Source organism: Paenibacillus sp. JT22N7, assembly GCF_059383875.1.
In genome coordinates, this window is sequence record NZ_JBXENY010000007.1 from 249,825 (window position 1) to 264,119 (window position 14,295).

The 14,295-nt window shown below is 49.2% G+C and carries 10 protein-coding genes; 5 read left to right on the forward strand and 5 right to left on the reverse strand.

Features of this window, described 5'->3' with window-relative positions; all coding sequences use genetic code 11:
• Positions 1-148 precede the first annotated feature (148 nt).
• The 4 genes from AC50Y5_RS20000 to AC50Y5_RS20015 all read left to right on the forward strand — a co-directional run bounded on the left by AC50Y5_RS20000 (position 149) and on the right by AC50Y5_RS20015 (position 1,713).
• Positions 149-340 carry a hypothetical protein gene (locus AC50Y5_RS20000; RefSeq protein WP_150131560.1) on the forward strand — a complete coding sequence of 64 codons (192 nt, stop codon included), beginning with the start codon at positions 149-151 and terminating at the stop codon, positions 338-340.
• A 49-nt stretch (positions 341-389) separates the two neighbouring features.
• Positions 390-875 carry a hypothetical protein gene (locus tag AC50Y5_RS20005; RefSeq protein ID WP_056041204.1) on the forward strand — a complete coding sequence of 162 codons (486 nt, stop codon included), beginning with the start codon at positions 390-392 and terminating at the stop codon, positions 873-875.
• A gap of 165 nt (positions 876-1,040) precedes the next feature.
• Positions 1,041-1,508 (forward strand): hypothetical protein, encoded by a 468-nt coding sequence (locus tag AC50Y5_RS20010; protein ID WP_494863222.1) that lies wholly within the window; start codon positions 1,041-1,043, stop codon positions 1,506-1,508.
• 16 nt (positions 1,509-1,524) lie between these two features.
• Positions 1,525-1,713: a hypothetical protein gene (locus tag AC50Y5_RS20015; RefSeq protein ID WP_494863224.1), complete on the forward strand. Its 189-nt coding sequence runs from the start codon at positions 1,525-1,527 to the stop codon at positions 1,711-1,713.
• Positions 1,714-1,765: 52 nt separating this feature from the next.
• Here AC50Y5_RS20015 and AC50Y5_RS20020 read toward each other — a convergent pair whose 3' ends face one another.
• The 3 genes from AC50Y5_RS20020 to AC50Y5_RS20030 form a co-directional block, all read right to left on the reverse strand.
• Positions 1,766-3,691 (reverse strand): LTA synthase family protein, encoded by a 1,926-nt coding sequence (locus AC50Y5_RS20020; RefSeq protein ID WP_494863226.1) that lies wholly within the window; start codon positions 3,689-3,691, stop codon positions 1,766-1,768.
• Between the two features lie 187 nt (positions 3,692-3,878).
• On the reverse strand, positions 3,879-5,969 hold the full coding sequence (locus tag AC50Y5_RS20025; RefSeq protein ID WP_494863227.1) for a YhgE/Pip family protein: 2,091 nt from the start codon (positions 5,967-5,969) through the stop codon (positions 3,879-3,881).
• A 126-nt stretch (positions 5,970-6,095) separates the two neighbouring features.
• The gene (locus tag AC50Y5_RS20030; protein WP_494863228.1) at positions 6,096-6,680 is read right to left on the reverse strand and encodes a TetR/AcrR family transcriptional regulator; all 585 of its coding nucleotides are present in this window, start codon (positions 6,678-6,680) and stop codon (positions 6,096-6,098) included.
• Between the two features lie 363 nt (positions 6,681-7,043).
• Between AC50Y5_RS20030 and AC50Y5_RS20035 the strand changes: the two genes are divergently transcribed.
• Entirely contained in the window at positions 7,044-7,463 is a 420-nt protein-coding gene (locus AC50Y5_RS20035; protein WP_494863528.1) for a DUF4395 domain-containing protein, read from the forward strand.
• Between the two features lie 86 nt (positions 7,464-7,549).
• On the opposite strand, the gene AC50Y5_RS20040 is transcribed toward AC50Y5_RS20035, so the two are convergent.
• Together AC50Y5_RS20040 and AC50Y5_RS20045 are read right to left on the reverse strand one after the other, a co-directional pair.
• On the reverse strand, positions 7,550-12,649 hold the full coding sequence (locus AC50Y5_RS20040; RefSeq protein WP_494863230.1) for an alpha-L-arabinofuranosidase family protein: 5,100 nt from the start codon (positions 12,647-12,649) through the stop codon (positions 7,550-7,552).
• A gap of 280 nt (positions 12,650-12,929) precedes the next feature.
• A complete protein-coding gene (locus AC50Y5_RS20045) occupies positions 12,930-14,075 on the reverse strand; it encodes a WD40/YVTN/BNR-like repeat-containing protein (RefSeq protein ID WP_494863232.1) in 1,146 nt (381 codons plus the stop codon).
• Positions 14,076-14,295 lie beyond the last annotated feature (220 nt).

Sequence of the window (14,295 nt, forward strand, 5' to 3'; positions counted from 1 at the left end):
AGGATCGTCCCACTCCGTATTCAAGCTTATGCTTGGCTAGGCAAAAAAAGAAGATGACCCTCCCACCAGCCTTGCCCTTGCTAAAAAGCTTGATTGTTCAGGTTATAGCTTTCATCCTGACGGTGAAGCCTATATAATGGAGGAACTTATGGTGCAATTGGATTGGAGGCTGGTACCCATGTTCACCTATCGGGAGAAGCTGTATATGCTGAAGACGCTGAAGCAAAACAAAGCCAAACGTTTATTCGGCTTGCGGAAGCTGCCGCCTGAGCATCAGGCTCTCGTCGACAAGCTGGAGCAAATGGTACGCAACGAGCAGGTCAACAAGGCGCATTTGTAGCCAGCGCCCTTTACGCTAAAGTAAAATGGATTCAACGATGGAGGAAATTATGCTAACTTTTGAACAAAAGCTTGAAATCATTACGTCCTTTCCCGAGCTGGAGCGCAGCGATGTGTCGCTCGGACGCGTTAATTTTCAATATGCAGGCAGCGTATACGACCGCAAAAATGTCGTTTACCACCTTCATCCAAACGGCAATGGCTTTGTTTACGCCGCCCTGCTGGACGGCTATGACATCGACGACAAGGGCCTTGTCAACATTCGCAGCCTGGATGAATCCGAGCTTCGCACATTGATTGCCGAAGCGATCAAATCGCTATCGTTCAAGCCTGAAGTGCCGCTTACCAGAGCACAGCGCAGAAGACAAAAGGCCAATTCCGATCAGCAATGGGCTAACGATGACGCGCAGACGCTTCAAGTGAGATTCGAGGAAGATACTTGGATGATTTACGATGGCATGAATTTGGAGATGGCCTTCGAAACCTACGAAGAGGCTGTCGAGTATTTGGAAGAGGAAGGCTTTTCGCGGGAATAGCCGCCTGCCTGTCCTGCCGTTTTCTTTTTCAAATAAGCTACAAAAAGCACCTCCAGCAATGTTGGAGGTATTTTTTGTCTTATTCATTTAAAGAAATATTGCTAAACAATTCAGATAAATCCTTCTGAAAATCCGGCTATTTCTGACAATTTTAGAGGTGGTTTTATGCTTTTTGAAAACGAGACAGGCTACCGTATTCCAATTTACATAACAAAAATGAATATAGATGATGTAAAAGGAATGCGGCCAAACTGGACACCAGGTTTTAACTGGCGATTGTACTTTCAGATGGGTAATGTGGAAGTGTATAAAATCTGTGTCGTCGGCTCTGATCAAATAGAGGGTGCCATAGCATTAGAAAATCGTGGCGACCATGAATGGATACACTTTATTGAAAAGGCTCCTCATAATCGCGGGGTGAGAGAAAAATATAAATACGTGGCCCACCATCTCTTTGCTTATGCTGCTCAGCGACATATTGAGCAAGGTGGAGACGGATTTGTAGCTTACGAAGCAAAAAGTGGACTTATTCATCATTACGTCAATGAATATGGCGCAGTCTCTATGGGCAGCAGTCGTATGTTTATTCCTAATGTTGCTGGGCATAACCTGATTAGGTTATACTTGAATTAAAGGTGGTGGATTTCAAATGAACAGTAGCAACTATGTAAAAAGCTCTGGCAGAGGACGCACAGATGTAGCAGACACTCGTTTTAATGTTTATGAAATCTCCCCGACTATACCCGGACCGAAAGACGAACAACGCGATAAAGAAGTTAGCGAAGCCATTGAAGAGTGGAAAAATTTGAATAGCAATCGTGAAAAGCTCCGCCAATAGGCGGAGCTTTTTTACAACAAAAAACTATATTTTTCTAACCCATATCATCTTATTAATACGCCTCAAGCTCGCGCTTTGGCAGCATTCGCACGTATTTATCAGACAAGCCCATCAGCTTCATAATATAATCATAATCGCTGCGGTATTGCTCAAAATTCGTAACCGGCTCCATCGTATCAAGCGATACGGCAGTGCCGTCCTCAAAGCCTTTGCCGGGAACGAACAAAATATCATTGTTGAAAAATGATCCGCTCGGCAAATAATAACGCATCCCGAGCACGTTCCGATCAATGTTCAGCAGATCATGGCCAAACAGCGTAGCACCCGATTCCTCCGGCTTAAGACCAAGCAAATTAGCAATCGTCGGCATCATATCCAGCTGTCCGCCGACCTGCTCGACTACCTGCCCTTTGCCGCCTTTGGCACCGCCTGGAACATGGACGATAAACGGAATATTAAAGCGGCTGAGCCGCGCATCATACGTCATGCCAAGCTCCGTCTTAAATTGCTCTGGATCGATTTTGTCAGGCTGCAGTCCGAAGTGGTCGCCGTACATAACCAGCACTGTATTATCCCACAATCCCTGCTCCTTAAGCTTGCTAATCAATGTACCGATGGCATAATCGGTATAATGAATCGCCGTCAAATAGTCGCCTAGTTGCGTTCCTGCAAGCGAATCCGGCAGCGTTAGCGTTACGCGGTCAGCTGGCACTTTAAAGGGAAAATGGCTGGAAGCTGTAACGAACTGCGCATAAAACGGCTGCTTCATTTCTGCAAGCTTTTGGACCCCGACCCGATAAAGCTCCTCATCCGACGCGCCAAAATCATTAAAATGGTCATCCGTATAATAAGGCTTATCATAATAAGCATCAAAACCAAGCGCTGGATACAGCTTATCGCGATCCCAGAACGTCACGTTATTAATATGGAAGGTAGCTGTATCATAGCCTTGCTCCTGCAACAGCTTCGGGAGGCTTGGAAACGCCCGGTCCCCGTAGCCTTTGGACATCGCTTCGCTCCCAACCGGATAAATCGACGTATTCGACATAAATTCGGCATCCGACGTATTGCCTTGACCGATTTGCTGATACACATGAGGAAAATAATAGCCCTCATCCGCCAGCTGATTGAGAGTCGGCGTAATTTCTTGGCCGTCCACCTTAAGATGAATCGGGAAGTTTTGGAAAGCTTCCATTTGCAGCACAATGAGATTTTTACCTGCTGCCGTACCAAATTGCACAGGCTGCTTCGCCGCTAGCTTGCCTTTCGCATCCTTATTTGCTCCAGCCTCAGCATAAGGATAGCTCGCTTGGAGCTGATTAATTTCAGCTATCGTTTCTGACAGACTGCCAGTTTCGGTCTCAATGGCTTCCGTGCTGGCCTGCCAAGCGGCAGATGCCTGAAAGCCGATAAAACCGAGATTTTTAGCCCGCTCCAGCTCATTAGCAATCGACTGATCCATATAAACCTGGCGGCTGAGAAACGATGTACTGCCGATCAGCACGACAAGCAGCACCGATACTCGGCCCATACGTTTGTATTCATACACTTTCCGCGTGCGAAATCGCCTCACCGCATATACCGCCAGCCAAATGGCCACATCAAGAAAATAAGTAAAATAGACAGGCTGGATTAGCGTCTGAACGCTTGCCCGTACTTGACCGACTTGATTAATCGATTTCAACACATTATACGTCGGCACCGAGCCGTAATAGTCAAAATAAACCGTCGAGGCAAACAGCAGCAGCGACAGCACCGCATTAACGAGTAAAAAAAGAGCGCCTTTGCGCTTGCCGGGGGCAATCAGCTCGAACAGTAATAATACGCCTAGCAAGCCTAGGCCGTCCATCGCCACATCTCTAATCGTAATCGTATCAAAAATAAAATAGCGAAATAAAGCCAGCTTGATCAGCAGCGCTGCATAAACAAGCAAAAAAGGCGACCGCTGCTTATTTTCCCCAAATAGCTGTTGTTGCATAAGCCTCACTCACTCTCTCGCATTCCACGTTAATATAATCAAGGTGAATATTTAAAAAAAAGAAGCCATCAACACGTGATGGCCGCTTCCTGAATGATAATTGTTAAGATTATATTAACGCATTTGCGTGTTGAATGAAAGAGGAGGTTCTTTCCGATTATTCCTCTTCATTCATCCTGCTGCTTCATTAAGCGGTAATGGCTTGTAATTTTTCATTTTTGCCAGTCTGGCGATAAAAATACAGGAAGGTCAAGGCGAGCGCAATAATCGCAAAAATGCCTAAAATTAACATTTGCTCGCGCATAACCCCATAATCTCCGCTTGCTACAATCGCTTTGAAGCCAATAATGCTGTGTGTCATTGGCAGCCAAGGGTTCACCTTCTGCATCCAGTCAGGCAGCATCTCCAGCGGAAACGTTCCTGCGCTTGAGGTCAGCTGCAAGATCATCAGCACGATGACCGCAAAGCGGCCCGGATTGTCAAGCCATGTGACGAGCATTTGGACAATCCATGTAAAGGTTAAGCTAGTAATAATCGTGAATAGGAAAAATAATGGCTTGCTATGAACTTCGAGCTTGAGGACGTAGAGCAGAACCGTGTCGGCAATGACCGACTGCACGAGACTGACCATCGTAAACGTCATCGTCCGGCTGACAAAACGCTGCATAGGTGTAGCACTGGCAATGCCAGACTCTCTCAAAGAGAACACCGTCGTAAACACGAGCGCACCCATAAACAGCGCCAGTGATAGGAAATAAGGCGTAATGCCCAGCCCATAATGGCTTAGCTTATGATCGGTGTTTTCCGTAATTTTGACTGGAGCAGCAAACATGCTAACCGTGCTGTCTCCTGACTGTACTTCTGACGATTTACTCGCCGCTTCATTTAATTGGCTTGCAAGCTCGCCCGATCCGTCAACAAGCTTTACGGAGCCGTCGGCAAGCTGGCCTGCTCCATCGTCAAGCTTCTTCGAGCCGTCGGCCAATTCGCTAACGCCGCCGTTCAGCTTGCCAAGTCCTGTTTGCAGCTTGGCAGCTCCAGCCTGCAGACTTGAAGCACCTTCTGCTGTTTTCTGGCCGCCGGCCGCAGCTTCCTTCATCTTGGTGCTGAAGGTATGCAGCCCTTGAGCCAGCTCCTGCTGTCCGCTGCTAAGCTTAGCTGCTCCATCCAGCAGCTGCTTCTGTCCTTTAGCAAGCTCCGTGCTACCCGCCAGCAATTGCTTCTGTCCGTCATGCAGCTGCTCGCTGCCGGACGCCACTTGGCGACTGGCCGCCAGCAGCTTTGCCAGCTGCTCATTGCTCTGCAGCTCCGGGCTGCTCGCCACGAGCTGCTCCAAACCATCAGCGACCTGGCTTGCGCCGACCGCAACCTGCGCGCTGGCCTTCTCCGAAGCCGTCAGGCCAGCGGACAGCTTCCCGCTTCCAACGCTTGCCGCTTGCAAGCCAGCTTCAAGCTTCGCAGCGCCATCGCCTGCGCTGCTTGCCCCAGCGCCGAGCTTGGCAGCGGCCGCAGACAGCTCACTGAGCCCGCTCGACAAAGTCGCGGTTCCCGACTTCAGCGTGCCTGCGCCTTTGGCAAGGTCGCCCGCTCCACTCGCAAGCTGCTTCACACCTGACTGAACGTCCGCTGTGCCGCTCGCCAGCTTGTTCAAATTCGTTTTCAGCGTCGTAATGCCTTCGCCCAGCTTGCCGGCCCCATCTTGCAGCTCCGTTGCACCGGAGCCTGCTTTTCCAAGCCCATCGGAAATTTTATCGATTTGCTCAAACATGCTGCGCGTATAGGCTTCCGTTATTTGCACGGACAGCTTCGACTTCAGCTCTTTCATTGCCGTGCTGCCGATTTGTGCGCCTACAAAGTTATAATCGCTATTCGGTTCAAAAATAATTTCCGCCTGCTTCGGCTCAGCCTCTGTCAGCGTCGCCGCATCCTGCGAAAACTGCTCAGGAATCGTTATCGTCATATAATAATGATTATTGCTCATGCCGGTCTTTGCCTGATCCTGCGTAACGAATGACCAGCTAAAGTCAGTATTTTTCCCCAGCTCATCGACGAAATCCTCGCCAATATGCAGCTGCTTGCCTTCATAGTCTGCCCCTTGGTCAAGATTAACAACCGCTACCGGCAGCTTGCTCGTCTGTCCGTAAGGGTCCCACGAGCCTTCTACTAGAAAGCTGCTATACAGCATTGGCAGCAGAGCAACCCCCGCTAACGTCAGCAGCACCATCGGCTTCTTGCCGAGCAGCTTGATTTCCTTCCAAAACACTTGAAATACACCCATCGCGAACACGTCCTTTTTCAATATGCTGATCTATGCTGCTTATATGTTGAACCAATGACCATTTCGGTATATTGGTCAGTTTTTTTCAAAAAAATAGGCATCGCCGTCTTGCTCTGACTTTGCCCATTACTTCACCGGATCGGCGACAATGCCATATGCGATGAAGGAAAGCATATTTTGTTTAATCTCATCCTTGCTAAGCGGCTCGCTCAGCTTATTCCAATCGGACGTCAATCCAATGTACAGCCGAAAAATCATAAACGCGGCAATCGCCGGATTGCAAGGCTTCACCTCGCCATTATCAATCGCCCGTTCAAGCTGCTGCTTCAGAAAATCCAGCGCGAACTGTTCCATTCGGCGAATGCCATCAAGCGCCTGCACCGTTCCAATGTCTCGAACCTCCTGCGAAAGCTTCACTGCCAGCTCATGGTCGGAGCGGAAATCGAGAATCGAATCAAGCACATTAAACAAATTGTCGCTAAAAGCCGCATCCTGCTTCGTTCCCTCGCACATAATGCTTTGCAGCTCTACAAAGGCTTTGCCGAGAATTTCCTCAAACAGCTCTTCCTTCGTTTTGAAAAAGGTGTAAATCGTCCCTTTGCCTACATTTGCGATTTTCGAAACAAGATCCATCGTCGTCGCCTTATAGCCAAACTGTGCAAACGACTGCGCCGCCGCTTCCAAAATCAATGTTTTGCGATCAACCGCCATCCCCATAACCTCCCTTGCAAAAAGCGTTACAACCGTTTATTGCTCAACTTAATGATCAAAATTGACTAAAATTCACTTTCGGTCAATTGGTCATAAATTAATTTAACACACAGCGATGCAAAAGTACAATCTTTTTTTCATGCGTTTTTTCAAGCATTATTTCTTGAATCATTTCCTTGCATTTCGCCGCCATTGCACAGTCCCAAGGGCGAGAAATAATAGTAGCTAAAATATAGCACCTTTATAGCCCGGTTTAAAGCTTGTTTCCTTTAGACGACGATACAAAATATTTGTGTTGCTCAAATTTCAACTACGGCATACAATAATACCAAGTAAATAAATTGGAATTAGAGGTGAACGGTGATGCGTGAAGTGCCGATGCGCTATGTAAAAGCGAACCAAGTTGGAATCGTAGCTTTTGTTCTTCTCTCCTTTTTCTTCAATCAGCCTTTGTTATTGGGACTATTATGGATGATTCAAGTGGTCGGACTTGCTTCCGCGGGGAAGCTTAATCTTTTTGTCCGGATCGCGAAGCTGTTTATAAAAGAGACAGGCACAGAGATGCAAGCGGCTGAGCTTCAGCGTTTCAACAATGTGCTGGCTGTGCTCTTCCTTACGTTGGCGCTCGCAACCGCAGCGTTTGGCTGGGACATTGCAGCGTATGCGTTCTCCGTTATGCTGCTGCTAGCCGCCAGCGCCGCCTTGCTAGGTTATTGCATCGGCTGCACCGTTTATTTTTGGTACAAGCAATTTCGCGCAGGCCGGAAAATAGGCGGCATTTAGCAATCGCTGCAAGCAGCAATATAAAAGCAGCAAAAAGGATCTCCATTCCAACTGCTATCCAGCAGGGAAAGGAGATCCTTTTTTAGTTATTCGCCTTGCAAGCCCAGAAGCTTGTAGATCATTAATGCTGCCTGTGCCCGTGTAGCCTCGGCCTGTGGAGCAAATTCATTTTGGCCCATGCCGCTCACGATTCCAGCCGCTTGCATGGCAGCAACACCTTTTTTGGCGTATACCGAAATAGCATTCTCGTCTGAAAATGGAGCTGCTGCTTCCTCAGCTAACTCGAGCTCCGCATATTTCGTTGCCTGATAGGCCATGACCGCCATATCTTGTCTTGTAAGTTTGTCGTGCACCCCAAAACTGCCGTCTGATTTTCCTTTAACGATCCCGAGTTTATAGGCTGTGGCAACGGCGTCATAATACCATGTGCCTTGCTGGACATCACTCAGCGGTGTTAGAGCATTCGCCTCCGTCAAATCCAGTCCATTCATTAGCATGGCAATAAATTCCTCTCTCGTTATGACAGCTTCCGGTTTAAATTGTCCTCCGCCCGTCCCGCTGATGATATCGCGTGCAGCTAACGCACCAATCGCTTGCTGCTGCCATGCTTTCGTTACATCCTTGAAGCCGACTTTCTTGTACACGACAGCATATTTGCTGAAATGCTTGGGCTTAAACACCACGCTTCCGCTTAACGAATCATATTTGCTATTTTTCACAGCTTCCAGCGCTCCACTATCCGTGATATAGCAAATAATGACTTGATGCGGATTTTCACCAGGCTGCAATGAATATGGAAAAGCTACAACGATATCCTCTCGCCCATCAAAATCGCTGACCTTCACCCCATCCACTTCCAACTGAAAGTCATAAACGACTGCACCAGTCAATTGCTGCTGCGTCTCGGAAGGAAGCTTGGAAATATCCGCTTTCGTTATAGTTAGGGTCAAGGTTTTTGGCGCTGTGCCTTTATTATTTTCAAGCCATTTCAAGGATAACGTTACGATGGCAAAACCCGTATCGATTTCGAGCGACTCGGCTTTCTCTGTGCTTCCAGCTTCCAATAATCGCGTGAGCGGGATTTTCACTTGCCATGCATTTGCCTCTGCATTTGATTTGATCTTCAGCTTGATTTTGCCATCGATGGCGCTTTCCAGCGCGGCCTTCACCGTTTTTTCATCCAACTCCACCAGCTGCTTGCCGCCTCCCGTCACCACAGGTGTCGCAGTTGGCTGCGATGAGCTCGAACCGCCAGACGGGCTAGTTGTCGGATTCGGTGTTGCGCTTGGCGTCGGTGTCGCACTCGCAGTTGGCTGCGGCGTCTCGCCTGGCGATGGTGTCGCACTTGGCGTCGGCTGCGGCGTTGTACTTGCAGATGGCTCAGGCGTCGGCGTTGGCGTCGGCTCCGGTGTCGGGGTTGACGTTGGCGTAGGGGTTGGACCTTCATCCTCTTCCGCAACAGTGACGATTGCCTCCGCCGTTAAGTAGGTGCCGGCCACCTCGCCTTTTACTTTGAAAAGGCCTGTTTTGCTCATTTGCTCCTCATCTATTTTTCCCCATTGCACGTTTGCATGCTGCTCGCTGCCGTCGCTCTTGCTGACGGATACGGAAGCTGGAAGCAGCGGCACCGCTCCAACAGCTGCCTTAACCTGTACAGGCTGAATCGCTGTTATGGCTGCTCCAGGCACTGTTCTCAGTCTTAATACAGTGACCGAATAGGCGGGAAAATCATAAGTAAAGGATTGGCCTAATCCGGCAACCTCCTTCACCTCAGGCATTACATTTTCCGGTGTGGCAAACGAGTTTTCCGCCGCAGCCGATGCCGCTTTCAGCTCCAGCACGGTAGCGCTGCCGTCGATATAATCAGCATCCACATTTACGATTGAGGTTTGCTCGCTGCCGCCAATATTCACGACTTTGACGATTAGATCACCTGTTTTCTCATCCTTCGTCGTCACGCTGTAAAGTGGGCCAGGGTCCCGATCCACCTCATGCACCAACACGCCATCCAAATAACAGCGGATGAGCGAGCCCTGCAATTCGATTTTAATATCATACCAACGATTGGCTTCTACTCCGCTGTTCAAGGAATTGCTGATGTTTGACTTGGTGCCGCCAACCGCTTGCTCAATTACAGTCAATGTATTCGACCAGCCGCCAAGATTCCACCAATAATAGTTGTCGGTATCCTTGGCGCCAAATCCGATCAGGAAGCCTTCGGAGCCCGTCGTCTTCTTCGCTTTCAATTGCAGCGTGTAATTGCTCCATTGCTGGCCTTCCTTCAATAGAAGCCGCGCATCCGTTGTACTGGTGGAGGTTTGCTTCAGCACGCCGCTGTCAATGGACCATGCGCCCTTGAAGCTGCTCCACTGTGAAAGCGTCGACGGATCGCTGAAATCATTTTGATGTAAAATCGTACCGTCGTTAGCCGTAACCGTTACATCATCATACTCTACACCTGTGTTCCAAGCGCCGAGTGTAATCGAGCCTTGGACGGTGCTGCTGCTATAGCTTTTATTTTTCTGAAGCTGGGATGGCATAAGCTGCTGGCCGACATGGCGGCTGAACAGCTGCTGCACGTAATAGTTCGGCGTTCCGTACGCCTGGCTGTTGTCAAACCAAATTAAATCGGTCGTCCACTGCGTGTTGCCTTGCCTTGCAAATAAAGGCGCGAACGAAGACATCGCTACCACGTCCGAATTGCGCTCAAGCCCCGTCATAAACGCCGCTTCGGCAAGGGCGCTTTCCATATTGTTTTTTTTGCCCGTTCCGTGCGCTGCATATTCGCCTACAAAAACCTTAGGCCCGCTGCGGCTGTAGTGGTCATACCGATTGACATTATTGTAAAACCACTGCGGGCTTTGATACATATGCTCATCGACCAAATCCGCTTTATTGCCATTGCTTCCAAGCCAATCATAGGCATAATGGAACATCGAATCCTCTGGAAAAGCGCCCGCGCTCAGCACCAGCTGAATGTCGGGATATTTTGCTTTTATCGCATCATAAAACACTTCATACCGGTCCAAATAATCCTGGCCCCACAATTCATTGCCTACTCCAAGATATTTCATCTGAAAAGGCTCAGGATGACCGTTTGCAGCGCGTACGGCCCCCCAAGTGGAATCAACCGGCCCATTCGCGTATTCAATGAGATCAAGCGCGTCTTGAATATAAGGGTCAAGCTCGTTCATCGGCACTTTCGGGGGATTGCCGTGACAGGACACTTGACCGATAAAAATAATCGGCAAAGGCTCCGCGCCAATATCCTCAGACAGCTGGAAATATTCATGGAAGCCGAGGCCAAACGATTGATAATAATTGGCCGCCCATTGATTGCGCTGGACTTGGCGCTCCGCTACGTCGCCAATTGTATTTTTCCATCTGTAGCGGTTTTCAAGAGAACCGCCTTCGACGATGCAGCCGCCCGGAAAACGGAGAAAGCCCGGATTTAAATTGTCCAGCATTTCGGCTAGATCGTAGCGCAGCCCGTTTGTGCGATTTTGCCACGTCTTCTCCGGGAACAGCGACACCATATCCAGATCGATGACCGCCTGCTCCGTTCCGATAACGACGAGCTTGGCGTTCGTGCTGGCGGCATTCGTTTGAATCGCACAGCCAAGCTTCTGCCAATCAGCTGTAAGGCCTGTCACCTCGCAGGAGCCATAAACCGCGTCATCTTGTCCTCTAAGCTGTGCCACTAACGGTTTTGTCAGAGGACTTGCGCTCCGTGCATACACGCTGAAATGATAAGTTTCGCCGCTTGCTACAGCTAGGCCAGAATAACCCGCATTCGCTAACCCAGCGCCTGCCCCGGCAGCACTTCCCGCATTCGTAATCGTCAGGCGTGCGAATCGCGGATTGCTGGCGTTCAGCGCTCTATCCGTTGCGGTCGTCAGCTCGCCCGAAGCGCCGCCATAAGCGGTTTTGCTCCAAGCATACAAAGAAGTGCCGAATTCGAAGGAGCGATTTTGCACCATTTCCCCATATAATCCGCCGTCCGCCGCATAGTTGATATCTTCATAAAAAATGCCGTATAGCGTCGGGCTCACCTCATGAGCCGCCTCTCTTCCGTTAATATTCAAGGTGTAGGATGCCGAATCCAGCTCCCATACGACGATGGTAAAGGATTTTGTATCCTGCTCCGCCCCTTTCGCAATCGTCGCTGTCAGAATGACCGTCTTATCGCCTTGACCCGCTTCCGGACGCGTTACCTTCCCCTCTGCATTCACCGTTGCCGGATCAGAAGAAGCCCAAGTCATAGCCGTCCCCCCAGGACCTGCCGCGGGAAGTGTCAAATCCTTCGTCTGCTGCGTCGTATCGCCCAGCTCCAGCCAGTTTTTATCATAAGCAATGATTTCGATATCGCTTAGCGCCTCTCCAACTAGAGAGACGAGCTCGCTTGCCGATAAGGCGCGGTCATAGATGCGGAAATCGTCGATTTTGCCGTCAAAATAAGGATCAGCCGCAAATTGGGATTTGCCAATATAATTGTTCGTCGTAAAGCCAAGCTCGGAGGGATCATTTTGCATATTGCTTACGGTGGCCACTTGAATGCCATTGATAAACATCGCATACGTGTTGCCGGAAATGACAACCGCTACATGCTGCCATGAGCTGGAGGCCGGAAAAGCCGGGCCAGCCAAGGCATTTTCCCCGTTCCCTTGCGGTAGTGCCGCGAAATGAGCCACACCAGCATGATTTTTCAAAGTCAGAAACATCCAATTTGTCGTGCTGGTACCAAAATCAAACACTCGCGCCCACGTTCCCAAGCTGTCCGCCTTCACCCAAGTGGCGATGGTCATATCATGGGTGGACGAAAGCAATCCATCGGGCAGCTTAACATAACCATCCGTTCCAAATAAATCAATGGCTCCATTTATTTTGCCATCTGCCGTGAAGGCCGCTCCTCCTGCCAATAAACCGTCATGTCCGTTCAAAGAGCGGTCTTTCACCGTGCTGCCTGCTGTTTCATCAAAGTTGTAATGAAGCAGCAGACCATCGGGCACTGCTGCAGCTGTTGCTTCTGCATGAGCTGTTTCATCAAGAGTTATATCTTCAGTGACCCTTTCTTCAGCAGTTGGGTCATCCGCTGCAAACACCGGGGACACAACAGAGAAGCACAGCAACAGCACCATCGTGCTTGCGATGACATCTCGTAAAAGCTTATTGCGCAAAAAAACCATGAAAGTTGAACCTCCTTGTTTTTATTGGCATGCGTATTCACGTTCTTCACAAATAATAAAGCGTTTTCATAAGTTGTTGAATACAGATTTATGGTGGAAATGTGTAAATTTATGTTTGAATTGGAATCCACGTACCAAGAGAAGAACAAAAAAATAACCTCTTGGCGATTTGCCAAGAGGTTTGTTTGTCCAAACGGGCGCTGCCTGATGATGTTGTTCGGCAAGCGGCTGTGTTATAAAATTCGCCATTTTGCAAATGCTAAATAGGCTCTAATGCTGCTTATGGCTTAGTCGGAATTTCAAGCTTCGTATACCAGGTTTTCCCGCCGTCCACCGTGCTATAGATCGCTGGTGAATTCAGGCTCGTATCCGCCATAAACCCGACATAGGTGCTCGTAAACGAGATCGTATTGGCATAACCGACCGTATCGGACGGCGCAAACCAGGTTTGCCCGCCATTGGAGGAACGTCCGATTCCAATGCGCTGCGCCGCTGGGGAATAAGCGCTCAAAATCGCTGTTCCACCCACAAGCTCAAGGTCGCTCGGATGTCCGCCCGGTGATGCCGGCCCTTGAGTTACGAGTCCCTTTGCTTCGCCAGGCGCTTTGCCGCCGCCCGCTGTACTTTGGCTAATGACTTTGCGCCAGCTTGCACCGTTGTTAGCCGAAGCATACACCGAATACGATTGCTGCGACATGCCAGCTCCGCCATTAAATTGCGCCCAGACTTGAGTGCCATCAGCAACGATTTTACCGCCGCTCAGCTCGTCCGCCTTCACATGGAGCGAAGTTGTCCAGGTCACGCCTCCGTCCGTCGTTCTCGACAAGTTATAGCCGAGTCCCGGCAGGATGACTAGCGCCCAGCCTTGCTTGTCATTCACAAACTCCGCATAGCGCGTGTTTGCCGGGGTTGCGATTTTCGCCCAGCTTTTCCCGCCATCCTTCGTTTTATAGGCAAAGGCATTCGTATAACCAAAGCCATTATTTTTATCTATAAAATGAATACGCTGCAGCTGAAGCTTGCCTGTAGGCAGCTTCGTAAATTTGCTTCCGCCATCCGTCGTAAATAGTAAAGCGTTCGGACCATTGCTTGCAGATTTAGCTAGCGCCCAGCCCGTCGTATTGGAGATGAAGTCGAGCTGTGCAAACTGCCACGTTCCTTTATAAATCGACTGCCAATGGGAGCCTGAATCGGATGTCCCGATTAGAAAGCCATTTCCGGCCGCCCTTCCCGTCGTTGCATTTAAAAATTGAATATCGCTAAAATGGTACGCGCTGTCGCCTGCTGGCTTGCCGCCGAACAAATCCTGACCTGCTGCCTGATCCGCAGCTTGCGCGCTCGGCAGTACCGTAGCCAAACCAATTGCAATTGCCGCTGCTGCCATCATGCTTTTCCCTTTGGAGATCGATCGTTTGGATGTTTTCATTATAAATGTCCTCCTGCTTCGTAGGTGGTGTAATAAACATTATGATTCTGTATTCTTAATACCCTTCATCCACCAAAACGAATCTTATGTCTAAATAGTTGCATGGTAAAAGATCACAATTTCAATACCTGATTTGTAACTTTTTATCCTTTGCATTTTTTTATAATCATTATGATAATAAAGGTAACAGCCCTCATTCGATTCAGATGTTGTGCAACAA